Source organism: Sphingomonas cavernae (assembly GCF_003590775.1).
Classification (GTDB): domain Bacteria; phylum Pseudomonadota; class Alphaproteobacteria; order Sphingomonadales; family Sphingomonadaceae; genus Sphingobium_A; species Sphingobium_A cavernae.
In genome coordinates this window covers 498,500-523,479 of sequence record NZ_QYUM01000003.1, presented here as the reverse complement: position 1 = coordinate 523,479, position 24,980 = coordinate 498,500, and the positions used below count along the sequence as shown (strand labels likewise).

At 63.2% G+C, this 24,980-nt stretch carries 20 protein-coding genes and 1 tRNA gene; 8 read left to right on the top strand and 13 right to left on the bottom strand.

Annotated elements, in window-relative coordinates:
* Positions 1-40: 40 nt before the first annotated feature.
* The 7 genes from D3876_RS10220 to D3876_RS10190 form a co-directional block, all read right to left on the bottom strand.
* On the bottom strand, positions 41-637 hold the full coding sequence (locus D3876_RS10220) for a 3,4-dihydroxy-2-butanone-4-phosphate synthase (protein WP_119761920.1): 597 nt from the start codon (positions 635-637) through the stop codon (positions 41-43).
* Complete coding sequence (locus D3876_RS10215) at positions 637-1,212, bottom strand: NADPH-dependent FMN reductase (protein ID WP_119761919.1); 576 nt, start codon at positions 1,210-1,212, stop codon at positions 637-639. Before D3876_RS10215 ends, D3876_RS10220 begins: the two co-directional genes overlap by 1 nt.
* Positions 1,209-2,696, bottom strand: a complete 1,488-nt coding sequence (locus D3876_RS10210) for a glycerol-3-phosphate dehydrogenase (protein WP_119761917.1) — start codon at positions 2,694-2,696, stop codon at positions 1,209-1,211. Before D3876_RS10210 ends, D3876_RS10215 begins: the two co-directional genes overlap by 4 nt.
* A gap of 15 nt (positions 2,697-2,711) precedes the next feature.
* Entirely contained in the window at positions 2,712-3,800 is a 1,089-nt protein-coding gene (locus tag D3876_RS10205) for an LLM class flavin-dependent oxidoreductase (RefSeq protein WP_119761916.1), read from the bottom strand.
* A 100-nt stretch (positions 3,801-3,900) separates the two neighbouring features.
* The gene (locus tag D3876_RS10200) at positions 3,901-4,815 is read right to left on the bottom strand and encodes an aldo/keto reductase (protein WP_119761914.1); all 915 of its coding nucleotides are present in this window, start codon (positions 4,813-4,815) and stop codon (positions 3,901-3,903) included.
* Positions 4,812-5,825 (bottom strand): LacI family DNA-binding transcriptional regulator, encoded by a 1,014-nt coding sequence (locus D3876_RS10195; RefSeq protein WP_119761912.1) that lies wholly within the window; start codon positions 5,823-5,825, stop codon positions 4,812-4,814. The genes D3876_RS10200 and D3876_RS10195 overlap by 4 nt, the downstream gene beginning before the upstream one ends.
* Positions 5,822-7,831 carry an alpha-glucosidase gene (locus D3876_RS10190; RefSeq protein ID WP_119761911.1) on the bottom strand — a complete coding sequence of 670 codons (2,010 nt, stop codon included), beginning with the start codon at positions 7,829-7,831 and terminating at the stop codon, positions 5,822-5,824. The genes D3876_RS10195 and D3876_RS10190 overlap by 4 nt, the downstream gene beginning before the upstream one ends.
* Before the next feature lie 226 nt (positions 7,832-8,057).
* Here D3876_RS10190 and D3876_RS10185 point away from each other — a divergent pair, with 226 nt between their 5' ends.
* The gene (locus D3876_RS10185) at positions 8,058-10,331 is read left to right on the top strand and encodes a TonB-dependent receptor (protein WP_420801954.1); all 2,274 of its coding nucleotides are present in this window, start codon (positions 8,058-8,060) and stop codon (positions 10,329-10,331) included.
* 497 nt (positions 10,332-10,828) lie between these two features.
* Here D3876_RS10185 and D3876_RS10180 read toward each other — a convergent pair whose 3' ends face one another.
* Entirely contained in the window at positions 10,829-12,064 is a 1,236-nt protein-coding gene (locus D3876_RS10180; protein ID WP_119761907.1) for an MFS transporter, read from the bottom strand.
* Positions 12,065-12,177: 113 nt separating this feature from the next.
* On the opposite strand from D3876_RS10180, the gene D3876_RS10175 reads away from it, so the two are divergent.
* A complete protein-coding gene (locus tag D3876_RS10175) occupies positions 12,178-13,251 on the top strand; it encodes a YeiH family protein (protein ID WP_119761906.1) in 1,074 nt (357 codons plus the stop codon).
* A 197-nt stretch (positions 13,252-13,448) separates the two neighbouring features.
* Here D3876_RS10175 and D3876_RS10170 read toward each other — a convergent pair whose 3' ends face one another.
* Together D3876_RS10170 and D3876_RS10165 are read right to left on the bottom strand one after the other, a co-directional pair.
* The gene (locus tag D3876_RS10170) at positions 13,449-14,357 is read right to left on the bottom strand and encodes a DUF1838 family protein (protein WP_119761904.1); all 909 of its coding nucleotides are present in this window, start codon (positions 14,355-14,357) and stop codon (positions 13,449-13,451) included.
* A 25-nt stretch (positions 14,358-14,382) separates the two neighbouring features.
* The gene (locus tag D3876_RS10165; protein ID WP_147417636.1) at positions 14,383-15,003 is read right to left on the bottom strand and encodes a hypothetical protein; all 621 of its coding nucleotides are present in this window, start codon (positions 15,001-15,003) and stop codon (positions 14,383-14,385) included.
* A 126-nt stretch (positions 15,004-15,129) separates the two neighbouring features.
* Between D3876_RS10165 and D3876_RS10160 the strand changes: the two genes are divergently transcribed.
* A complete protein-coding gene (locus D3876_RS10160) occupies positions 15,130-15,870 on the top strand; it encodes a hypothetical protein (RefSeq protein WP_119761901.1) in 741 nt (246 codons plus the stop codon).
* Positions 15,871-15,972: 102 nt separating this feature from the next.
* Here D3876_RS10160 and D3876_RS10155 read toward each other — a convergent pair.
* Positions 15,973-16,062: transfer RNA gene (locus tag D3876_RS10155), tRNA-Ser, on the bottom strand.
* Between the two features lie 122 nt (positions 16,063-16,184).
* On the opposite strand from D3876_RS10155, the gene hspQ reads away from it, so the two are divergent.
* Positions 16,185-16,565 carry a heat shock protein HspQ gene (gene hspQ / locus D3876_RS10150; protein ID WP_119761899.1) on the top strand — a complete coding sequence of 127 codons (381 nt, stop codon included), beginning with the start codon at positions 16,185-16,187 and terminating at the stop codon, positions 16,563-16,565.
* 124 nt (positions 16,566-16,689) lie between these two features.
* On the opposite strand, the gene D3876_RS10145 is transcribed toward hspQ, so the two are convergent.
* Complete coding sequence (locus D3876_RS10145; RefSeq protein WP_119761897.1) at positions 16,690-17,562, bottom strand: alpha/beta fold hydrolase; 873 nt, start codon at positions 17,560-17,562, stop codon at positions 16,690-16,692.
* A 2-nt stretch (positions 17,563-17,564) separates the two neighbouring features.
* On the bottom strand, positions 17,565-19,865 hold the full coding sequence (locus tag D3876_RS10140; protein WP_119761895.1) for a TonB-dependent receptor: 2,301 nt from the start codon (positions 19,863-19,865) through the stop codon (positions 17,565-17,567).
* 177 nt (positions 19,866-20,042) lie between these two features.
* On the opposite strand from D3876_RS10140, the gene D3876_RS10135 reads away from it, so the two are divergent.
* The 4 genes from D3876_RS10135 to edd all read left to right on the top strand — a co-directional run bounded on the left by D3876_RS10135 (position 20,043) and on the right by edd (position 24,879).
* Entirely contained in the window at positions 20,043-20,654 is a 612-nt protein-coding gene (locus tag D3876_RS10135) for a TetR/AcrR family transcriptional regulator (protein ID WP_119761893.1), read from the top strand.
* Positions 20,655-20,779: 125 nt separating this feature from the next.
* Positions 20,780-22,231, top strand: a complete 1,452-nt coding sequence (gene zwf, locus D3876_RS10130) for a glucose-6-phosphate dehydrogenase (protein WP_119761891.1) — start codon at positions 20,780-20,782, stop codon at positions 22,229-22,231.
* On the top strand, positions 22,224-22,928 hold the full coding sequence (pgl, locus tag D3876_RS10125; RefSeq protein ID WP_119761889.1) for a 6-phosphogluconolactonase: 705 nt from the start codon (positions 22,224-22,226) through the stop codon (positions 22,926-22,928). Before zwf ends, pgl begins: the two co-directional genes overlap by 8 nt.
* A 127-nt stretch (positions 22,929-23,055) precedes the next feature.
* A complete protein-coding gene (gene edd / locus D3876_RS10120) occupies positions 23,056-24,879 on the top strand; it encodes a phosphogluconate dehydratase (protein ID WP_119761887.1) in 1,824 nt (607 codons plus the stop codon).
* Positions 24,880-24,980 lie beyond the last annotated feature (101 nt).

Below are 24,980 nucleotides of genomic sequence, written 5' to 3'. Positions count from 1 at the left end.
AGCCAATTCCATATTTCCCGCGGACGCCGCTGCCCGTCGTTCAACGCGCGCGTTCAAGCATGTCGCCAATGTCGGCGACCGCCATATTCTCCCGCCGGATCAGTGCGTCGAGATCATCGATACGAGCCATTTCCCCGTCATCGCGCATGATCGAGCAGATCACCGCCATGTCGCCCGCATCGGCGAGACGGCACAATTCGATCGCCGCTTCCGCCGCCGCGGGACGATCGACTATGCCTCCCCGAGCGGCAATCAGGGGAAAGACATGTCCGGGCGACACCAGGTCGTCACCGGCTGCCTGGGGTGAGGCCGCGACGCGCACCGTCTCTGCCCGATCGGCAGCGGAAATTCCGGTTGTAACGCCGCGCCGCGCTTCGATCGAACGGCCGAAAGGACGCCCCGACTGGCGCTCCGCCCCCGGGTTCAATAACCCGATCCCAAGCCGAACCGCCCGATCGGGCCCCATCGCAAGACAGATGAGACCGCGGCCATGGCTGGCCATGAAGTTGATCGCCTCCATCGTGACGTGTCGCGCCGCGATCGCGAAATCGATATCGCCGCCGCGCAGCCGATCGCCGGTAATGATGATCACTTTGCCTGCGGCAAGCGCGGCGATGGCATCGTCGAGGCCCGACATCAAGCGACCGTCCTCAGCCCTGCGAAGCTTCGAGCTCCCCTGACCAACTGGTCGGCGACGATCTCGAGCTGCAGGCGCGCCCTGTCTTCGAGGCACTCGCCGTCAGACGAGAAGAGCCCGCGATAGGTCCGGATCGTCGCTCCCATCGGGGTCGGCCAGCCGCGTAGCGCGTGGACAATGCTGCGAAGCGTCTGCATGGTGCTCATCGTCGCCTGATCGCCATAAGCGGTTGCGATCAACCCGACGGCGCGTCCATCCAGATAGGGGCGACCGTCATCGGCAAGATCCTCGAGATAATCGAGCGCATTCTTGACCAGCCCGGAGATCGAACCGTGATAGCCCGGCGCTGCAATCAGCACGCCGTCGGCTGCCCGCACCGCCTCGACCAGATCGGCACCGTTATCGGGACCGTGCAGGTCGCCGCGATAATGCGGCAAGGCGCCGAGATAAGTGCCGCCGAAAACAACAACCTGCGCGCCCTGCGCTTCGGCGCGCGCCGCTGCGAGTCGGAGCGCCTGTTCGGTCGTGCTTGCCGGTGACACTGTTCCGCCAATGGCGACGATATTGATGGTCACGCATGTTCCTTTTCATCGAGATATTCGGACAGGGCCTGCGCTTCGGCTGCCGCAATGTGCAGTCCGAGCTTGCTGCGCCGCCAGAGCAAGTCGTCGGCACTTCGACACCACTCGCGCTCAACGAGATAGCGCACTTCGCGTTCGGTCAGCCCTTGTCCGAAATGACGACCGCAATCTTCGAGGCTCCGCGCTCCGTCGAGGATGGTGTCGGCCAAGGTCCCGTAGCTGCGAACGAGGCGGGTCGCCCACCCCGGCTCAAGGAACGGATAGCGCTGAACAAGCCGCGCTACCTGATCGTAGAAACCGCCAAGAGGAAAGTTGCCACCCGGCAAGGGCGCATCGCCGGTCCAGCGCCGCTTCCCCAGCGCCGGCACGCGCGGCGCGAGAAGATCGATCACTTCCTCGGCGAGACGGCGATAGGTCGTGATCTTCCCGCCAAAAATCGAAAGCAGCGGCGCTCCGGCCGATCGCTCAGACAGGCTCAGATGGTAACCTCGCGTCGCGGCTTCGGGGCGGCCGGAGCCATCGTCGATGAGCGGTCGCACCCCCGAATATGTCCAAACGACATCGGCCGGCGTCACCGATTTCCGGAAAAAGCGGTTCGCGCCTTCGCACAGATACGCGATTTCCTCTTCACTCGCCCGGACGTCAGCGAGGCTAGCTGCATGATCGCGGTCGGTCGTCCCGATCAGCGTAAATTCGCCCTCATAGGGGATCGCGAAGAAGATGCGTCCGTCGGGCAGTTGGAAAAAATAGGAGAAATCATGATCGAAAAGGCGCGGCACGATGATGTGCGAACCACGCACGAGACGCACGCGCCGCGTCGCGGTTTGGCCGGCAAGCCCGGCGACGTCGAGCACCGCGGGTCCGGCGGCATTGACGATGGCGCGCGCGCGGAACCGGCCGCGCGTCGTCCCGATGTCCCAATGGTCCTGCGCGCGCACGAAACTCTCGACCCGGCAGCGCGTGAGGACCAATGCACCCCGGTCGGCCGCGTCGCGCGCATTGAGGATCACCAAGCGGGCATCGTCGACCCAACAGTCGGAATAGGCAAAGCCGTGGCCGAATTCCGGCTTGAGCGGGGCGCCCGCCGGATGGTGCGCGAGAGCGAGCGACTCCGCGGGCGGCAGGCGCTTGCGGCCGCCAATATGGTCGTAGAGAAACAGGCCGAGCCGCAGGAGCCAACGCGGCCGCAAGCCCGCGACATGAGGAAGAACGAAGCGCATCGGCCGCACGATGTGCGGCGCGATCGCCCAAAGGCGCTCGCGTTCCGACAGCGATTCACGGACGAGCGCAAATTCATAATGTTCGAGGTAGCGCAGTCCGCCATGGATCAGCTTGGTCGATGCCGACGAGGTGCCGCTGGCCAGGTCATCCGCTTCCAGGAGAAGCACGCGCGCGCCGCGGCCCGCGGCATCGCGCGCGATGCCGCAGCCATTCACCCCCCCTCCAACGATGGCGATGTCGAACAGGTCAGCCGTCACGCGCTAGCTCCGCCCTCAGCCTTCAAGCGGACCATGCGCGATGTGCGGCAGAACGTGCCGGGCGAAGAGATCGGCTTCCTGCGCATGCGGATAGCCCGAGAGGATGAAGGCCTCGATGCCCTCGTCCTGATAGGCGCGCAGCTTGGCGAGAACCTGGTCCGGCGTTCCAACGATCGCTGCGCCGCAGCCCGACCGCGCGCGCCCGATGCCCGTCCACAGATTGTCCTCCACGAAACCGTCGCCGTCGGCGGCTCCGCGCAGTTCGGCTTGGCGCTGGACCCCGTAATTCTTGGCATCGAGCGATTTTTCGCGGATCGCGGCGCCGGTCGCTTCATCGAGCTTGGACAGCAAGCGGTCGGCATAAAGCCTCGCTTCCTCTTCCGTTTCGCGAACTATGACATGGACGCGATAGCCGAATTTGAGCGTGCGGCCGAAACGCGCGGCGCGTTGCTTCATGTCGGCGATCGTCTCGCGCACCTTGTCCATCGTGTCGGGCCACATCAGATAGACATCGCAGCCTTCGGCCGCGCATTCGCGCGCCTCATGGCTCAGACCGCCAAAATAGAAGGGCGGGCATTTGCCCGACAGCGTCGTGATGCGCGGCGGGTCGAGCTTGAGCTTGTAGAATTCGCCATCATGGTCGAGATGCTCGCCGTTGAGCAGCGTGCGCAATATCTTCATCACCTCGGTGGCGCGGGCGTAGCGCGGCCCGCCCGCGAGTTGTTCGCCCGGCATGTCGGACGAGATGATGTTCACGTTGAGCCGCCCTCCCGTGCCGGCCGTATTCGGCCCAAGGATCCGGTCGAGCGTCGCAATGCGGCGCGCGAGCTGCGGAGGCCAGTCTTCGCCGATCCGCGTGGCCCAGAGCAGCTTGATCCGTCGAACCTGCGTCGCGACGGCCGCCGCGAAGGCGGTCGTATCGAGGCCGAGCTGATAGCCCGAGGGAAGCAGGATATTATCGAAGCCGCCCTCTTCGGCGCGCATCACGATATTCCGGCAATGGTCCCAGCTCGATCGCAGATAGGGATCCGAAACCCCGAGAAACTCATAGTCATCGTCGCACAGCGCCGAGAACCAGGCGATTTCGCATTGTTGTCCGGTCATGAATTTCCTCTCCATTGGCTCCTTCCCGCTCCTTGCGGGAGGCGGGCCGCGCTCGACACGGCAAATCAGCCCGCGCGGCGGGCGGTCCATGATCGGCCGGCTATGGCAGGGCCTCCCCTCGGGCCGCGACCAACACCGCGTACCAGTCGGATCGCGTCCATCGGATGCCGGTCGCCGACGCCGCCTCGACAATACGCTCAGCGCGTTGCGAACCGACAATCGGGATGATCCCCGCCGGATGCGCCATCAGCCAGCTATAGGCCGCGACTTGGCGCGAGACGCCTTGCGCCTCCGCCACCGTGTCGAGCGCCGCCGCGACAGCCTTCTCGCGCGCGTTTCCAGGGACAGCAAGGCGCCCGCCGCCGAGCGGCGACCAGGCGAGCGGAGCCAGGCCGAGCGCCATGGCGCTATCGAGCTCGCCATTCTCGAAGCAGTCGATCCGCAAAGGGCTGATTTCCGGCTGGGTGGCGACAAGCTTGTTGTCGAGAAACCCGTCCAACGCCTCGGTCTGGGCGACCGTGAAATTGGATACTCCAAGGGCACGGATCTTGCCCGCCGAAACGGCATCGTCGAGCGCGCGCGCCACTTCCTGCGGATGCGCGAGAATATCGGGCCGATGCACCTGCCAAAGGTCAACATGGTCGACCTTGAGGCGCCGCAGTGACGCGTCGATCGCTTCGGCGAGATAGGCGGCGCTCTGGTCGTAGGGAAGCGGCGGACGAATCCCGCCCTTGGTCGCAAGGACCATCCGATCGCGCAGCGACGGTTCCGAGGTCAGCACGTCGCCGAGCAACGATTCAGCATCCCCGAAACCGCCCGTTCCGTCGAAACCGTAGATGTCGGCGGTATCAAGGAGCGTTATGCCCGCATCGAGCGCGGCATGGACGAGCGTCGCTGCTTCGGCAGTCGTCCGGCCACCTTCGGCAAAGCGCCACATCCCCCAGGCTATGGGTGAGACGGAAATTCCGCTGTCTTTAAGAGAACGCGATTGGGGTGGTGCAGGCAACAGGCTCATTGATTTTTCCTGGTTGGCGGCGCGACCGATGCGCGCTCGGCGAGGGAATGGGGCAAGCGAAGGTGTGTGATGTCGCCGCCGTCGATCAGGATTTCGGTCGCCGTCCGCGCGAGTTCCAGCATGGGCTGATGGATCGTGGTCAGCGGCGGCCAGACGGTGCGCGACAAGGTCGTGTCGTCGAAACCCGCGACCGACAATTCGCCCGGAATATCGATTCCGCGGTCATGGGCGACGGCGAGCACGCCCGCCGCCATGTCGTCATTCGCGGCAAAAATGGCAGTCGGCGGTTGATCGAGGTCGAGCAGGCAGCGGCCCGCGCGCACCCCGCTGTCGAAATCAAACTCGCCGTCGCACACCATCTTCGGTTCGAATGGGATTCCGGCGCGATCGAGCGCGCGGCGATAGCCGAACAGGCGATCGTCCGACGCCATGTGGCTCGGATGTCCCTTGATGAAGCCGATCCGGCGATGCCCGACATTGATGAGATAGGACGTCATGTCGTCGGCCGCCTGCGCATCGTCCATGAAGACCGAGCTGGCGAGCGAATGATTGGTGCCGGGCGAGATGCGCACAAACGGCACGTCGAGATGTTCCAGCGCGTCCAGCACCGACGCGCAATCGGTGACCGGCGAGGAGAGGATGATCCCGTCCACATGCGTCTCGGTAACGAGTTCGCGGACCTGGTCGCCAACGCGCGGATCGGCGACGTCGACCGGTTGGGAGAGAAGGCGGATCCCACGTTCCTTGCACAATTGCCAGCATCCGCTCTGGATCTGGAACATGTAATAGGGACTGTGATTGTCGTAGATGAGCGCGATCTGGTTCGACTTTGCGCCCGAGAGGATGCGCGCCGCTATACTTGGCCGAAATTCCAGTTCCGCCATCGCCGCCTCGATGCGCGAACGCGTTTCGGCGCTGACATAAGGATGACCATTGAGAACGCGGCTGACCGTCTTCACGGCGACCCCCGCTTTCGATGCGACATCCCGGATACTGGCCCGCTCGCTCATTGCCCCAACACCTCCGCCATGCCGGCGAAGAGCGACGCAAAGACGCTGCATGGCCGGTAGAAGACTGGTGGCGCGCCGATCGGTGCGGGAACGAGATGGACGCCAGGCTCATAATCTTCGCCTGTCCAGCAGTTTCGCCACGCCTCTTCTCCGGGAAGGATTACCGTGCGTGCACTTGCCCCCTGCTCGATGACCGGCGCCACCAAGAGATCGGCACCGTAGAGAAACTGGTCCTGCACCGTAAAGAGGTCTGCTTCGCCGGGATAATGGAGAAACAGCGGACGCTGTGCGGGAAGCCCGCTGGCCCGCGCCTCGTCGCAAAGATGGCGCGCATAAGGAGCGAGATGCGCGTGGACGCGTGACCAGCGCGCGAAGCAGGAAAGCAGATCGGTCGTCGAATCATATTGCAGATTATCATCGGGCCGATTGCCCTCATGGCTGCGCATCACCGGCGCGAAGGCAGCAAGCTCGCACCAGCGCTGAAGCAGTTCCTCGCTGCGGACATGACCGTGCAGCGATGTATAGCCGCCGCAATCGGAGTGACTATAGGCGTTGCCGACTAGTCCGGCCGACAGCGCGGCGGTGATCACCGTGCCGATTCCGTCGTGCCGGGTAAAATCCACGCATTGATCGCCGGCCCAGAGCAGCGGGCAATGCGCCTGAACGCCCGAAAACCCCGCGCGCATGAAAAACAGCGCATCGCCCGTCTTGCCGCGCGACGCCACGGCCTGCGCGTTGACTTCGGCCCATAGCACGGGCCAGCGGTTATGGGCTTCCATCGGGTCCGAACCATCCGAAAGTCGCACGTCGGTGGGCAGATATTCCCCGAAGTCGGCCATCCAGCCGGCAATGCCGATATCGAGCATCTCGCGCCCCAGAATGCGCTCGGCAAACCAGTTTCGCGTCTCAGGCCGCGTAAAATCGACAACCCCGCAATCGAACTCGCCGAAGTCGACGAGATAGACGTCGTCATTGTCCTGCCGCAGACAGAAATGCCCGCCTTCGCGCGCCTCGGCGAAGAGCGCGCCATCTACCGCAAGATAGGGATTGGCATAGCCAAGAAAGCGAATGTCGCGCGCCGCCAATTCCGCAATGCGGTCGCGAAGGCCGGGATAGCGCTCGTCACTACGCGCTCCACACGCCCAATCCCAGAATAGGCGGCGTCCGAAGCTCGTCTCGCGCACCCCGGCCCAGTCCTCGCACCAGATCGCCGAAACGGCGGCGCCAGCCGACAGAAAACGCTCAAGCCGATCGAAGCTCGTCGCGCCCGCCTTGAGGCCGACGATCGCACCGCCAATCGCCCAATCGGGCAGCGCCGGCTGGCGCCCGAAGCGTCGCGACAGGTCGCAGACCAGTCCGGCGGGAGCGTCAGCGGCAAAAATTTCGAAACGCGCAACGCGAGCCCAGGCTTCGACACGGTGCGCCGCCGGATCGGTGAAATCGAGCACGCTATAGCTTGCGCTGTCGAGATGAACCGCGAGCCAGCGCGACGTCAGGAAAGTCGGCTGCGGATAATTGCTGTTCCAATAGTCGCCGCCGGCCATGCCCTCGGCGTCCATGATGCGCGTCAGCTCGGTTGTCTTGTCGCGGCCGACGCCCGGCTCGCTCGTCCAGATCGGAAAGCGGCGGCCCGTCAGCATCAGGTAGCTCATCTGCTCGCCGCCACCCCAGATCGCCTCACCCGGCTCTGCATGAAAAGAGGTGATGATGCGATCATATCCCTCGCAGACGGCCTTGATCTCGAGCGCGGAACCTTCGAACCGCACAATCGCCGCGACCTGTCCGGCATCGCAGAGCTCGATCCGCGAATCGACGAGGCGCCACTCGGTCGGCGAGATCGCGTCCGACGGCTGATCATCGATGCTGAAATTGCCCCGATACATGATGATGGTGGGCTGACCACGCGCAATGACCACCGCAGGACAATCCGCGCGATGACGCAGGACGACGCGGCCTTGAAGCAGGAGGTCAAATCCGTCCTCTGCGTCGAAAATGCGCAGTTCCACCGCTAAAAAATCCTCTCGCCCTTATGCTTGATCACCCGCATGTTGGCTCCGCCACCGGGTAAATGTGACACCGCTTGACATATCGGCCCCTCCTCGGCAATGCAAGCGCGAAACGAGGAGCCATCTTACGCCGATGTGCTCACAAGCATCGGGAAACGGCCAAGATCAGGACGGGGAGGAAATAGCCATGAATGCTTCCAGATATTCTTTCGCACGCACAGCGGCCATGACGGCGAGCGCGATCGCGATGATTGCTTCCAATTCCGCTTATGCGCAGGAGGTCGAGGAGATCACCGTCACCGCGCAGAAGGTCGAGGAAAATGTCCAGTCGGTGCCGATCGCAATTACGGCGGTATCGGCAGACCGGCTCGAAACGACGGGAACGACCAGCCTGGAAGGCATCACCCGCATCGTTCCCTCGGTGACTTTCCGCAAGGGCACTACGAGCGCCAACAGCGCGATCGTGATGCGCGGCGTCGGCACCATCACCTTCTCGGTGGCCGCCGAGCCGAGCGTATCGACCGTGGTCGACGGCATCGTCCTCAGCCGTTCGGGCCAGGCGTTCATGGATCTGGTCGACGCCGAACGCCTCGAAGTGCTCCGCGGACCGCAGGGAACGCTCTTCGGCAAAAACGCATCTGCCGGCCTGGTGAATATCGTATCCAAGGGTGGCTCAGACACACTAGAGGCCGAGGGCAAGGCCGAGTGGTATGAGGGCGACGAATATCGCCTGCGCGCTTCGGTCGCGGGCCCGTTGGGCACGGACTGGAGCGGCCGCCTGACTGGCTTCTACGGCAGCTATGACGGCAACATCACCAACATCAACGGCGGTCGCAATCGCAAGGTCAACGGCTATGAGCATTGGGGCACGCGCGGCATTGTCGACTATCGCGGCGAGGTCGCCCAGCTCCGCTTCATCGCCGATTATTTCAGGGCTGATGACGACTGCTGCGCCGACGTCACCGGCGCGAGCCGTGGCGCGGTCCTCGACGCCGAACTCGGCCTTCCGAGCGGGGTCGCGCTGGGAGAAGACCAGCGCTTCGTAAATCACAACCTCGTCACCCGCACGCGCGACAAGCAATGGAGCCTCACCGCCAGCGGCGATTTCGAGCTCTCGGACAGCCATACGCTGAGCGTCGTCGCGGGTTACCGCAACTGGCAGAACGAGGAAATTCGGGAAGGCGACTTCCTACCGCGCGCCATTGTCGGCACCCCGGAACTCCACGACAATGGGGTGGTCAAGACGCAGCAATTCTCGGTCGAGGCCCGCATCGCCTCTGACCAGGCCCTGCCCTTCTTCTACCAGTTCGGCGGCTTCGTCTGGCATTCGGACAACAAGCAGGACTTCACGCGCCGCGACATCACATGCGCCCGGTCGACGTTGCCCGTCGATCCGCGGACCGGCGGCACGCCCTGCAATGTCAATGACACGGTAAACACCATCTTCCCGACCGCGACTTCGAATAGCGACGTCAACTCGACCAACTATGCGCTATTCGGTCAGGCCACCTACCGCCTCAACGACATGTTCGCGGTGACCGGCGGCCTGCGCTACACATGGGACGAACTCAGCTACACCCATATCCGCGCGCCTGGCGTCAATGCCGCCACCGGCCTGCCCGCAACCGGCCCCGGCATTTCGGGCAGCCCGGCGGGCGGAACGATCGCTTCGGGGGGCACGGGACGCAACATCTCGAGCGGGTCGAGCAGCAACGGCAATCTGTCGGGCAAGGCGGTCCTCCAGTTCACGCCGGCCGAAGATCTCATGCTCTACGGCAGCTATACCCGCGGTTACAAAGGCCCCGCGTTTAACGTCTTCTTCAATCATACCGCGCCGATCAATTCGGTGCCGATCGATGAGGAAACTTCCGACGCGTTTGAAATCGGTCTCAAGTCGCGCTTCCTCGACAACAAGGTCCAGCTCAATCTCGCTGGTTTCAGCGTCGAGTATGACGGATTTCAGGCGAACAACTTCGTGCTGCTTAACGGCGCGGTCGTCACTAACCTGACGAATGCAGGAACGGTCAAGAGCCAGGGGTTCGAGGTCGACCTCACCGCCGTGCCGGTCGAAGGGCTGACATTGCGTGCGAGCGCCGCCTATGCCGATGCCAAGGTCAAGCGTTTCAATCCCAACCCGCTGACCAACGCACCCGACGCCCGCGACGGCACCCGCCTGCCGCTCGCGCCCAAGTTCACTTACACGCTTGGCGCCGATTATGAGCGGTCCTTGGGCGGCGTCATGCTCTATCTCGGCACCGACTATCGCCATGTCTCGAAGCAATTTTCGGATCTGGGAGAGTCGGGCCCGATCGATGCCTATGGACAATGGAACGCGTCGCTTGGTTTTTCCGACCCCGAAGACCAGTACCGGCTGACTTTCCACGTCCGCAACATCAGCGACGAAAGCTATATTCTGCTGAACGTGTCGAACGCTCAGCGCCTGCAGATCCCGCGCGATGCGGACCGTTATTTCGGGGTCAGCTTGCGCGCCAAGATGTGATCAATATTCCGCCGGCGCCCCGGCGCTGGCATTTGCAATTCGGCCCTCCTGCCTATGGCAGGAGGGCTTTTTTTCTGATTTGATGCCCCCACGACAACCATGACGATCACACTCCGGACAATAGGGAATGCGACGGGCTCAGCGCCCAGCGGGCGATGCCTCTGCTTTCGAGCGCAAGGTCGTCGCGCTTGGATCTGGCAGCGGGCGAATACGCGTAGAGCCGTTCCGATTTACATTGAAGCGGCCCGTCATTGCCAGCAAAGCGAAGAGGCGACAGGCCGGGCTCCCACTGGATTGCTTCGTCGGTACGCTCCCTCGCAATGACGATTCATTCAAATCCGGAACGACCCTAGATGTCAGTTGGTCGTAACGGCGGCATGAATGCGCCACCCGAGCTCTTCTCAGTTCAGCCAGACGCTCCCGCCCGTGGGACTCGTTTGACGAACCAGGACGCACCGGTGACGGACGCATCGTCCGTCGCTGCAATCGCCCGGCAGTTACTGATCGGTGTGGGAAAGCTGAAGCCGCGGTAGTATGACGTGAACGAGGCCCAGCGCGCAAAGATAGGCAACGCTGCAGATTGCGAAGAGCGGGCCATAACCGAGGCCGTTACCGAGCGACCAGCCGGCGAACTCGATGATCGCGGTCCCCGAGAGGTTGCCGGCGACGGCGCCGAACGCGATGACCGTCGCGACGCGCAACGGCGGAATGATATCCGCAGTCATGCCAAAAATATTCGTGGAAAATCCCTGGTGGGCGAAGAGACCGACCCCGATAAACATCGCGGCCAGCCAGGGATTGGCGGTCGTAAGGGCCAAGGGCATCGCGAGCACGGCCAGCGCGAATAGCAGCATCGACGATTTTCGTGCCTTGTTGACCGAATAGCCGCGGCTGAGCATGATGGGATATAGCGCGCCCGACGTGATCGCGCCGAGTGCGGCCAGCGTGAAGATGATCGCGATCGGCCATCCCAATTCACCCTGTCCCATGTTGAAGGAACGGCTGAAGAAATCGGGCATCCAAAACAGGACGAACCACCAGACGCAATCGGTGAAAGCCTTCGCGCCGACGACTGCCCAGGTCCGCCGATCGCGCAGCAGCGGTCCCCAATTGACCGGCGCGCGTTCGGGCGTATCGCCGAGCGGCTTGAGGTTGCGCGTCGCCGGGAGCCAGAAGGCCAGCCATATGAAGCCGAGCGCGCCGGTGAGAAGGAACGCGGCCTTCCAGCCGAACGCGATCGCGAGGGGGGGGATGAGAAGCGGCGTTATGATCGCACCGATGTTGGGCGCGGTATTGATCAACCCGATCGCCATATTGCGTTGCTTCAGCGGCAGGTACGTGGCGGCGGTCTTGATTCCGGCAGGCGTGCTGACCGATTCCCCGATCGCCAGCACGACGCGCGCCGCGACGAATTGCTGGACCGACATGGCCAGCGCATGCGCCATGCCCGCTGCGCTCCACACGACGATCGCGATGCCATAGGCCAGGCGGACACCCAGGCGATCGACGAACCAGCCAACGCCCAGAAGCGCAAAAGCGGCAGCAATCTGGAAGGTCGAGCCGAGATGGGCATAGTCGGAGTCGGTCCAGCCAAACTCGATTTCGAGCGTCGGCTTGAGCAAAGCCAGCACCTGGCGATCGACATAGTTGAGCGCGTTACCCAAGAAAAGCAGGGTGACCAGGACAACGAAAATCCTGCTCGTTCTCGCATCTCCAACCGCGGCCGTCGCCATGCCAATTTCTCCCCTGTCCGTCCTTCGGGCGTGTTTCGGCTTGCAACCTAACGTTTCGCGACGATAAGGGAAGCAGAATATGACACCGTAGGACACAAGGCGTCGGGGACGATATGAAACGTGCGGATCAGGCGGAGATGCCTTATAGCGGCGACCTGTTCGGCGAACTGTACCTTGCCGAAAAGATCCAGCACGGCGAAACATCACGTTTGCGGAATTTGCTGCCGGGGCTCGCCATCTGCGCGGTCGGTTCAGGGGCCGCGGCATGGCTTTCCGATCATTATGGCATGCCCGTCATCTTGCTTGGGCTTTTGATCGGGCTTTCGCTCAATTTCGTCACGCGCGACGCGGCAACGCATGCCGGGCTCGATTTTGCATCGCGGAACTTTCTGCGGATCGGCATCATATTGCTCGGCCTGCAGATCAGCTATGGCCAGATCGAAGCGCTCGGCGTGCAGCCGTTTATCGCCCTGCTGCTCATCATGTCGCTGACCTTTGCGGCGGGGCTGGTGGGTGCGCGCATTTCGGGGCAGTCGCGCTACGCCGGCATATTGGCGGGTGGCGCGACCGCGATCTGCGGCGCGAGCGCAGCGCTTGCGCTTTACGGCGTGGTCGGCAAGGACAGGCTCAGCCAGGCGCAATTTGCGCTTACGCTGGTCGGCGTGTCGCTGGCGAGCGCCCTCGCGATGTCACTCTATCCGGCACTTGCCGGCGAGATGGGCCTGAACGACCAGCAGGCCGGCTATTTGATCGGCGCTTCGGTCCATGATGTCGCTCAGGCCATCGGCGGTGCCTATAGCTTCTCGGATGCGGCGGGCAGCCATGCCACGATCGTCAAGTTGGCCCGGGTGACGTTGCTAGCGCCGGTAGTTCTCTTGGTATCGATGTGGCTGGGATCTGGCGGCGAACGCGAGGCGCGCCCGATCTGGCGTCGCATCAGCATCCCGTGGTTCATCATCGCATTCTTGGGCGTGGTCGCGTTCAACAGCGTCGTCGCGATGCCTGGGGATGCAAGGGCCTTGGCGCTGTCGCTGTCCAAGGCGCTGCTGCTCGTTGCCGTCACGGCCACTGCCATGCGATCGCGAATGGACCTCCTCATGGAGCTTGGATGGCGGGCCGTTGTGCCGGTTCTCGCCGCCACATTGATGAGTTTGTGTGCATCGTTGCTGTTCGTCCTGCGCGGCTGACACTGTCAATCAGTAAGAAAGGGCCGCTGTCAGAAGAATTCGGTCGAGGATCCAGCCACCTCTGACAGGACGACGCGTTCGAACTTGCTTGAGCACTCTTCGCCTTTTGCAAATGATGTGACAGATCGTCGCTGCCCATCATGACGCGAGGCGATCGCGGAACATCCGACCGCGACCGCCCGCCAAGTCATATCGCGTCAGTGACCCTGTTTCGGTGCTTCCGGCGCGTTCTTCCGCTTTTCGTCAGCCCATTTCTTGAACACGGTCCAGGTCGTCTCATTGGGACGCGCGTCGTCGGCAGGCGGCGCCTCATTGTAGATCGGATAATTGGCCGCGATCTCGTCCTTCAGCACCTTTGGAAGTTCGTCATAGGCTTTGAGCTTGGTTCCCATTGCGTTGAATACGATCTGGCCCTGACGCCCGCGCATCTTCATCCAGGGCATCCAGTCGGAAATGCGAACCCACGACACCGAAGGATATGCGGTGGAATGCCTGGTTTCGAGCAGTTCGTCGGCGCGCGCGACGAAATCGAAAATCTCCATCGCGTGATATTTGTTGCCCACATAATCCTGATACTCGCCCGCAAGGACATTGTGGTAGAAGAGCGGCACCTCAAGCGGCATTGCGAACCACTGCCCCATTCTCTTGTAGCCGAGCTGATACGGCTTTCCGTCTGCGCCATAAGGGAAGCTGGGACGCGCATTGACCGGGTCATTTGCGATCTGCATCACGTCGACTGTCTCGTCGGTCCAGGGATTCTTCCACGTCCGCAGGATCTCGCCCGTCTTTGGATCGGTGAAGACCATCACTTCGCGGCTGACCTGCCGGTACCCTGTCCCACGCTTCGGATCGTTCACGGAAACGCATTGGCGAACATTCATGCCTTCGCCGTGGAACAGCAGGCGATCCGGCTCGCCGGTCACGCGCGAGTAGATCTTGCCGGACCAGTAATAAACCGCGGGCGCCCCATCCTTTTCACCGCATTGGGTGCGCTTCATGATTTCAAGCGCGTCTTCAGGCTTGGCCGGATCGAGCGTCCTTGCCCCAGCCGGTACCGCAGCCAGGACGCCCAGCGCCGCGCAGCCAAGCAACATCATACGAACCATTGCACTCTCCCTCTTTGACAACTGGCTATGAATCTTCGCGCCCTTCGATCGTGCAGCTTGCCTGAACCCAGCGCAGGTTAAGGCCTATTCGCGCGGCGCCCGGGTCCGCCCAGGCATAGGCAAGCGCGCGATCGGGTTGCTCGATTGAATGGATGTAGAGAACGAGGCTCGGGCGATTGGTGTTGCCTGCAGGCCAGACGACGTTGCGCATCCGCAAGACGATTGCGGGGACGCCTGTGTCGGCGCCTCCCAACGCGCGGCGTCCGCCCTGATCGTGCAGCTTGAGGTTACGCTCGAAATGCCAATCTTCTCCGCCGTCGGGCTTGGGCTTGTCCTTGCGCAGTGCTGCCCAACATGTAGCCCCGCGCGCGCGGCGCAATATGTGGGTCTTGCCTCCGGTTTCGATCGTCACCGCATGCGGCGTATCAGCATTCGGCTTGACGCTTACCGCCGATGCCACCGGCCCACCAAAGGGGTCGATCCGGCGCACGCTTCCGTCCCGTCCGATCTCGACACCAATCCATGGCGGCGGTTCGCGCCCTCCGTCCCGTTCGAAATAGACATATTCTTCGTTGGTGTAGGTGCCGGGTTGCAGGCTTATTGCCGCATTCGTGTCCGCAAGCGCGAGTATTGCCAAGCCAATCACGTCATGCCTCCCCTAAGCAATCAACGCTCTTTAGCGCAGCTATCGGGAATTGAAAATATGTCCGGACAAATTGAATCGACCGGCGAGTCGCTGTAATGATTTCGGAAGACATGGAGGGGACGAAATATGCGCGCGTTTGCAATGATCATGCTCGTGGCCACCCCGGCGGCCGCGGCCGATCCGGTTCAAGAAGGCGGAGCGATTTTGGCGCGTGCGGCCCAGGCCGCAGGCGGCAGCGATTGGATCAACGCCAGAACGCTGGTGCTTGAGGGACGCGCGGTTTTCTATGCCGAGACTGGCGCAGAGCCGAAAAGTCGGGCCGAGGATTATCGGATGTGGCGGGTCTTCGATCCGGCGCGCACTGCAGCGCACGGCGCGGACGGCAAGGTGCGCATCCTGGCCAGGAGCAAGCAACAAACGCTTTTCACGATCGGCTATGACGGCGAGACGACATGGTCGGACCGCGGAGTCATGCCCAAGGCGGAGGCGGACGCCTATTGGGCTGCCAACTTCGGCTTCGGCATCATCCGGCATGCTGCAAAGCCTGGCTTCAAGGCCGAGCGCGTCCCCGATGACACGATCGGTGGTCACCCGCTCCATATGGTTCGGCTGACCGATCCCAGGGGCGCGGTCACGCTGTTCGGAATCGACGCAAAAACGCATGCCATCCGTACGATGGGCTTCATGACCCCGCGCGGCTGGCACCAACGCGTCTATGACGACTTCGTCATGTTGGAAAAGCCCCGCTGGCTCCAGGCGCGCCGCGTGACGCTCTATTATAACGGCGTAATGGCCAACGAGGTATTCTGGGACAAGGTCGAGGTGAATGTGCCCATCGATCCCGCGCTGTTCAGTTGGCGCCCCTGAGCGAAGGCCACGGTGTATTTCAAACGAAACGAGCCGCCATAGCAGCATCAAAAGCGACAGAAATCAGCCAATCCTAGGAAGTCTGCGGATTCCAGGAAGTCGTGGCGGAGAGGGTGGGATTCGAACCCACGGTACCGTTGCCGGCACGCCGCATTTCGAGTGCGGTGCTTTCGACCTCTCAGCCACCTCTCCGCTGATGAACGGCGCTTGGAAAGCGGCCCGTCCGGTCGTTTGAGGGGCGGCCATTAGCGCAGGCTTTCGCGCTCTGCAAGCGGTCCGCTTGCTTGAAAGCAAAACCCGCCTAAATAAGCTATATGAACTATCCCGATATCTCGACCGGTTGCCCGACGATTCCCGCCGCCATGCCCCCCGTTTCGCACGCACGCTTCGCGATCGGCGATGTGGTGAAGCACCGGATGTTCGCGTTTCGCGGGGTAATCTTCGACATCGACCCGGTCTTCGCCAACAGCGAGGAATGGTACGAGGCGATTCCCGAAGACATCCGGCCGCATCGCGACCAGCCCTTTTACCATTTGCTCGCCGAGAATGCGGAGAGCAGCTACGTCGCTTATGTCAGCCAGCAGAATCTGGTCGCCGACGACAGCGACGAGCCCGTCGATCACCCTGCAATTTCGGGGCTGTTCGATGGATTTGCGCCCGGCCGATATCAATTGCGGCGCGAGCATCGACACTAGACCTTGATCGTTCCAGGCTGAATCAGCCTGGAACGATCAAGGTCTCAACTATTGGAATAGAGCCTGATTCACGCTTTCGGCGGAAGCGCTTGGCGCTTCCACCTCAAACGATCAGGCTCTAGGTTTAAGGCAGCTTCGCCAGAAACGCTTCGATTGCGGCGCGCGCGGCGGGCTCTTCCAGCAGGGGTGCGTGGCCGACGTGCGGTACTTCGGCATAGTGCATCGTCGGCGCAGCGCGGCGCATCCGCGCCGCAATTTCGGCCGAAAGCAGATCCGAAAGCTCTCCGCGCAGCAGCAGGGTCGGCCGGCGTCGTGCGAGCCGGCGAAACAACAGCCCGGCGATATACGACTGCCGCGGCGGAGGCTTGCTGGAAAAAGGCCGCGCTATTGCAGGATCATAGTCGAGCCGCGGCACCCCATCGGATCCTTCGACGAAACTGCGGCGTGCAAGCGCATGCCACCGCGCTTCGTCCAGATCGGGGAACGCCGGCCCCATCGTCCGCGTGAGATAAGCGACAGCATCGTCCCAGTTTCTGATGTCGACCGGCTTGCCTGCATAGGCCGCGATCCTATCGAGCCCCTCCTGAGCGACTTCGGGGCCGACATCATTGAGCACTGCGCCCCCGATCGCCCGCAGCCTGAGCCCGGCCACCATCAGCGTGATAAGCCCGCCCATCGAAGTGCCGACAAAGACCGCGCGCGCGATGCCAAGCGAATCCATCATCGCCAGCATGTCACGCGCATAGGTGAGCGGCTTGTAGTTCATCGGGTCGGGATCGGGGTCCGAACGCCCCCTCCCCCGTATGTCGACCGCGAGCACGCGCCGCCCCTGCGCCGCAACCCACGGCGCAACCGCCTCGAAGTCGCGCGCATTGCGCGTCAACCCGTGGATGCAGATCACGGGCAGCCGCGCCTCCCCCGCGGCCGCAGCATAGTCCCGCGCGTGAAGCGAGAGCCCGTCAGCCGAGCGCCAGCGCCGCTCCACGAAATCGGCCATGGTCAAAACCGGTATTCGGCCGAGAAGCGCACCGTCCGCGGGGGCCCGTAAAAGCCGATAACCGACTGCGCGAACTGGTTCGACTGGAAGTTATAGCCCCCGGTGCGATAGCGCACGTCGAACAGGTTGCGGCCATGCGCGCCAAAGCGCCACCGGTCGTCGCCCGAAGTCCAGGTGACGCTGAGGTCGACCAGCGCAAAGCCGTCCTGATCGATCGAAGGAATCGGTATCTCGAACAGATTGACGTCGCTGCGGAAGGAAATCGCGGGCAGCATCGCCAGACGCCCGCCTGCGAAATCCTCCTGCCAGTTGAGCGATGCGCTCGCGGTGAACTCGGGCGTGTTCTGGAATTTGCGCTGGTCGGCGACGTCGACATATTGCCGGGTCGCGAGATCGAAGACGAGGAACTCCTCGAACTTCGCGTTGATGTAGCCGAAGCTCAGATTGGCGCTGACATTGCGGCTCAGCACCGCACTGGCTTCGAGTTCGGCGCCATAGATCCGCGAACTGCCGACATTGTCGACAAAGCTGACCACGCCAGGCGGCGGGGTGATCTTGGGCACCTGCGTCGTCACCTGCTGGCCCTGATAATCGGTGTAGAAAAGCGCGGCGTTGACGCGCAGGCTGTTGTTCAGGAAATCGCCTTTCACACCCACTTCGTAGGAATCGACGATCTCCGGGTCATAGCCGTTCTTGGTGTCAGGCGTGGCGGTGGCGTCACCGCGCATGTCGAAACCGCCCGATTTGAAACCGCGCCCATAGGCCGCGTAGAGATTGACATCATCGCTCGCTTCCCAGGTGAGGCTGACGCGCGGCGTGAACTCCTCGAAGGTACGTTCGTTAGTGTAGTCGGTCAGTATCTGGGGAACGTTGAAGGGCGCTGGCAGCACGGGCACATAGGGCTTTAGCAGCGGGCTGCCGATCGTCCCGAAATAATTGGCCTTGAACACCGTCCCGGTCTTCTTGTCGCGCGTCCAGCGCGCGCCAAGCGAGAGTTTCAGCCGCTCACTCAGGTCGTAGTTGAGGTCGCCGAAGATCGCGAAGCTTTTGGTATCGACCGAACCGCTGGTGAGCTGGGTCAGCGCGGTGAAGGCGCTGGGGCGCGGCACCAGAATCGGCTCGGGCACGAGCCCGCGTCCAAGGATCGTGTCAAACGCGCCTTCGGCATGCGCGTCGAGATAATAGACGCCGACCACGCCCTGGAGCCGATCGGTCTCGATCAGCGCCTGGAATTCCTGGCTGAACTGGTCGTCCTGATACACCTTGCCGCCCGCCGCGATATCCAGATAAGGCTGGGGCGTTCCGTCGAAATCTATGCCCGCGCTCTTTGTATAGCCGTCGCGATACGCGGTGACCGACTTGAGCGTCACTATGTCCGAAACCTGCCATTCGCCGGTGAGCGACACACCCTGCGTCACCACCTTGCTTCGGTCTCCGAGCCCCGCAAGCGTATCATATTTGCCGGGCAGCACGGACGTGTTGCTGTTGGGCTCGCGGACTTCGCGGTGGCCGTGATTGGTGTTGGAGCGATCCTCGGTGCGATCGGCGGCGAGGCGGATGAAGATGGCGTCGGAGGGCGTGAGCTCGACCGACAGCCGGCCCGCGATCACGTCCTTGTCGTTGGTGTCCGCGCCGGTGAAGAAGTTCTTCCCATAGCCGTCGCGATTGTACCAGGCAAAGGCGCCGCCGATCGCGATCCCCTCGGCCAGCGGCAGCGCGAGCGATCCCGTCAGGTTGTATTCGTCATAACTCCCGATCTCGCCGCGCACCTTGCCGCTGAACTCGTCGCCCAGGCGCTTTGTCACATATTTGACCGCGCCGCCGATGGTATTGCGGCCATAGAGCGTGCCTTGCGGCCCGCGCAGAACCTCGATCCGCTCGATGTCGAAAATGTCGAGCACCGCGCCCTGCGGCCGCGCGATGTAGACGTCATCAACATAGAGGCCGACGCCGGGCTCGAAGCCCCAGAGCGGATCCTGCTGACCGATGCCGCGGATGAAGGCGGTCAGCGTCGAATTGGTGCCGCGCGAAACCTGCATTGTCAGGTTGGGGGTCGAACGCTGGAGCGCGGTGATGTCCGGAGCGCCCCGCAGGTCGAGCGTGTCGGCGGTGAAGGCAGTGATCGAGATGGGTACGTCCTGCAGGCTTTCCTCGCGGCGGCGCGCGGTGACGACGATGTCGCCGACCGACACCCCCTCTTCGTCTATCGCGCTATCCTGAGCCCATGCCGAATGTGTGGCCGATCCCCACAGCATGATACCGCCCAGCAACGCACGCCTTAACGCCGATCGATTGCGCGACATAATCCCTCCCTCTCCACAGCACGGCTTATTAGATTCGTTACCGTATGAGTTATTGATATATCCGCATCCCGGCGATCGTCAACATATAGCCTGCAATCCTCCGAAAACACATTCTGTACCGCACTATAAATATGGCCTTGCATTGACCCACGGCGTGGCGGGGATTAGGCAGGCCTCATGACCGCATTGCCGCCCCTTCCGCTTCAGCCGGCGATCGCCGTGGGTGCGCGAGAAAAGGCAAGACGCGGGCCCAAGCCGCGGCTGACCGCCGAACACTGGTTCATAGCGGCGCTCGAGATGCTGGCGGTGGGCGGGATCGATTCGGTGCGGGTCGAGCTCGTCGCCGAGAAGCTCGGCGTCACCAAGGGCATGTTCTACACGCGCTTCGAGACGCGCGACGCCTTTCTGGACGCGATGACCGACTATTGGCGCCAGCGCACCACCACGGGGCTCGTCGCCGAGCTGGCAGCGATGGACGCCACGCCCGAGGCGCGGCTCGAGCGGCTGTTCGGCATCTCTCAGATGGACCGCGCGCGCACAGGTTCGCATATCGAACTCGCGATGCGCACATGGGCGCTCACCGACACGCGCGCCGCGCGCGCGCTCGCCGAGATCGACCGGCATCGGCTTGCCTATTTCGAAGCGGTGGTGGCGGCCAGCGGCGTGCCCGCCGAACAGGCCAGCGCGCGCGCGTTCCTAATCTACAGCTATGTCATCTGCGATACGATCCTGCCGGGCGACCGCGACGCGATGCGCGCCGCCTGTCGCGCTTTCCTGACCACCCCCTGACGCGCACGAAAGTTACGCGACCGCCCGCCAGCGGCGGGTCGGGATGAAAAAGCACGCGCTTTCGCCGCCAAAAAATTGCACGCGCGGTTGACGCTGGGGAAAGCATGGGGAATGACGCCTCCCCTATGGCCTGCGAAACCCTTCTGCTCTTCGGTGCGACCGGCGATCTTGCGCGGCGCATGCTCCTCCCCTCGCTCTATGCGCTTCACGCCGACGGGCTGATCAAGGATTGCCTGCAAATCGTTGGCACGGCGCGCAGCGAGCTCGATGATGCCGGATGGCAGGATTTTGCGAAGAAGGCGCTGGAGGAGTTCCTCCCCGCCGATCGCAAGAATGGTGATCTGCTCGCCACGTTCCTCGAACGGCTCAAATACCAGCCGCTCGACGCCTCGAAGCCCGACGGCTTTCCCGCGCTCGCTGAAAAGATCGGCGATACTTCGGGCGGAATTGCGATCTTCCTGTCGACCGCGCCCTCGCTGTTCGAACCCACGATCGCGGGTCTGCAAAAGGCGGGCCTCGCCGGCGACAATGTCCGTATCGGGCTCGAAAAGCCGCTTGGCACCGATCTCGACTCCTCGCGTGAGATCAATGATGCCGTGGCCGCGGCCTTTCCCGAGGAACGCACCTTCCGCATCGACCATTATCTGGGCAAGGAAACCGTCCAGAACCTGCTCGCGCTGCGCTTCGCCAACATGATGTTCGAGCCGCTGTGGAACGCCAATGGCATCGATCACGTCCAGATCACCGTTTCGGAAACGGTCGGTCTCGAAGGCCGCGTCGGCTTCTATGATGGCGCGGGCGCGCTCCGCGACATGGTGCAGAACCACATGCTCCAGCTTCTGTCGCTCGTAGCGATGGAGCCGCCGGCGGACCTGAATGCGACCGCGGTGCGCGACGAGAAGGTCAAGGTGCTCCGCTCGCTCCGGAAGATAGACTCTGACAGCGCTGCCACACACACAGTGATCGGCCAGTACGGCGCGGGCGCGAGCAAGGGCGAAGCGGTTCCCGGCTATGTCGACGAGCTCGGCAAGCCTTCGGACACCGAAACCTTTGTCGCGATCAAGGCGCATGTCGACAACTGGCGCTGGCAGGGCGTGCCCTTCTACCTCCGCACGGGCAAGCGGCTCCCCAACCGCCAGTCCGAAATCTTCATCCAGTTCAAGAAAGTGCCGCATTCGATCTTCGCGAAGCGCGGCGGCCGGCTGACCGCAAACAAGCTCGTCATCCGCCTCCAGCCCGAAGAATATATTCGACTGCTCGTCATGGCCAAGGAACCCGGACTCGACCGCGAGGGTATTACGCTGCGCGAGGTCCCGCTCGATCTTTCGCTCACCAGCGCTTTTGCTGGCACGCGGCGGCGGATCGCCTATGAGCGGCTGTTGCTCGACCTGATCGAGGGCGATCCGACGCTGTTCGTCCGCCGCGACGAGGTCGAGGCGCAGTGGGAATGGGTCGATGCGATCCGCGCCGGCTGGGCAGCGAACGGGATGACACCCAAGCAATATGGCGCGGGAAGCTGGGGCCCATCGGCCGCAATCGCGCTTACGGAACGTGATGGAGTTAGCTGGCATGATTGAGGCCGAATTCTGGGACTATGAAGACGCCGACGAATGGGCCGAGGCGATCGCCGGCGACATAGCTTTCATCATCGAAAGCGCGCTCGATGCGCGCGGTCAGGCGCTCGTCGCCTTCCCCGGCGGCAAGACACCCCTGCCCGTGTTCGAAAAGCTGGCGCAAAAAAAACTGCGCTGGAAGAGCGTGACGATCATCCCCACCGATGATCGCCTTGTCGCGGTCGACAGCCCGATGAGCAATGTCGCGTCGATCGCGCGCGCCTTCCTGCCGCTCGGCGCACGCGTGCTGCCGATCGGCACCGAGAACCCCGATCACAAGCTTGCGGGCAATGCCGCCGATGCGCGACTGCAGGACCTGCACTGGCCGATCGATCTCGTCTGGCTCGGCATGGGCGCGGACGGCCACACCGCCTCGATCTTCCCCGGCCCCGACCTCGACGAGGCATTGAACGGACCCAAGGCGCGCCGCGCACTCGGCGTCATGCCCGATCCGCTGCCCTCTCAGGCGCCTGTCGCGCGCGTGACGCTCAGCCGCGCCTCGATCCTGTCCGCACGTACAATCCTGATCGCGATCACCGGTAAGGAAAAGCGCAAGCTGCTCGAAAAGGCGATCAACGACGGCCCCAGTTCCAATGTCCCCGTCGGCCGCGTACTCGCCGACGCCGAGCAGGCCATCGACATCCACTGGCTCGACGAATGACACGCACTGCCCCTCTCCCCGTCACCCTGAACTTGTTTCAGGGTCCATGCCAAAACCGCATCCACGGCACGGCGTGCGCATGGATGCTGAAACAAGTTCAGCATGACGATGGTGCGGGGGGGCCGAAATGACCAAGATCCACCCCGAAATCGCGGCGGTCACCGACCGCATCATCAGCCGCTCGAAAAAAGGGCGGACCGCCTATCTCGAGCTGCTCGATCGTGAACGCGAAAAGGGCGTCCACCGTCCCACGCTCTCGTGCGGCAACCTCGCCCACGGATTCGCGGCTGCGGCAGATGACAAGGCTGTCATCCGCAGCGGCAAGGCGATGAACATCGGCATTGTCAGCGCCTATAACGACATGCTCTCGGCGCATCAGCCCTATGGTCGCTATCCCGAGCAGATGAAGGTCTTTGCGCGTGAAAAGGGCGCGACCGCGCAGGTCGCGGGCGGCGTTCCAGCAATGTGCGACGGGGTGACGCAGGGCCAGCTCGGCATGGAGCTTTCACTGTTCAGCCGCGACAATATCGCGATGGGTACGGCAATAGCGCTCAGCCACGGCATGTTCGAAAGCGCGACGCTGCTCGGCATCTGCGACAAGATCGTCCCCGGCCTGCTGATCGGCGCGCTGCGCTTCGGCCATCTGCCGATGATCCTGATCCCCGCGGGCCCGATGCCCTCGGGCCTCGCCAACAAGGAAAAGCAGCGCGTCCGCCAGCTCTATGCCGAAGGCAAGGCGAGCCGCGACGAACTGCTCGAAGCCGAGGCCGCATCCTATCATGGCGCGGGCACCTGCACCTTCTACGGCACCGCCAATTCCAACCAGATGATGATGGAGATGATGGGGCTCCACGTACCCGGCGCCGCCTTCATCAATCCGGGCACGAAACTCCGCCAGGAACTGACGCGCGCTGCGGTCCACCGCGTCACCGAGATCGGCTGGGACGGCAATGACTATCGCCCGCTGGGTCACTGCGTCGATGAAAAGGCGGTCGTGAATGCCGCGATCGGCCTGCTCGCGACGGGCGGATCGACCAACCACGCCATCCACCTCCCCGCTATAGCGCGTGCGGCGGGGATCATCATCGACTGGGAGGACATGGACCGCCTGTCCGCGGTCGTGCCGCTCGTTGCGCGCGTCTATCCCAATGGCGCGGGCGACGTGAACCATTTCCACGCCGCGGGCGGCATGGGCTTCGTGATTCGAGAGCTGCTCGCCGCGGGTCTGCTTCACCGCGACATCATGACCGTCTGGACGGGCGGGCTCGATCCATATGGTCAGGAACCCGCGCTGGAGAATGACGCGCTCACCTGGATCGACGCCCCCGCCGAGACGCGCGACGACACGATGCTGCGCCCACCCGCCAGCGCTTTCCGCCGCGATGGCGGTATGCGGCTGCTGCAGGGCAATCTCGGCCGCGCGGTCATCAAGACGAGCGCGGTCGACGAGGCGCGCTGGACGATCGAAGCGCCAGTCCGTGTCTTCTCCGACCAGGATCAGGTGCTTGCGGCCTTCAAGGCGGGCGAGCTCGAACACGATGTCGTCGTCGTCGTCCGCTTCCAGGGCCCGCAGGCCAATGGCATGCCTGAACTCCACAAACTCACCCCGGCGCTTGGCGTATTGCAGGACAAGGGCTTCAACGTCGCGCTCGTCACCGACGGCCGCATGTCGGGCGCGAGCGGAAAGGTGCCTGCCGCGATCCATCTCACCCCCGAGGGCTGGTGCGATGGTCCGATCGCGTTGCTGCGCGACGGCGATATCGTCCGCGTCAGCGCCAATACCGGCGAGATCGAGGCTCTGGTCGACGACGAGATCTGGCAGGCCCGCAAGCCCGCGCCGCGTCCGCCCGTCGAGATGGGCACCGGACGCGAGCTCTTCGCGCTGATGCGCCACGGCGCCGATGAGGCCGAACGTGGCGGTTCGGCGATGCTCGCGCTCGCCGAATTGTGACCAACGCCGCCAAAACCTTTCCTGTCATTCCCGCGAAAGCGGGAATCCAGACGATGACTGGCGCCCGCACGGACGTCTCTGGATCCCCGCTTTCGCGGGGA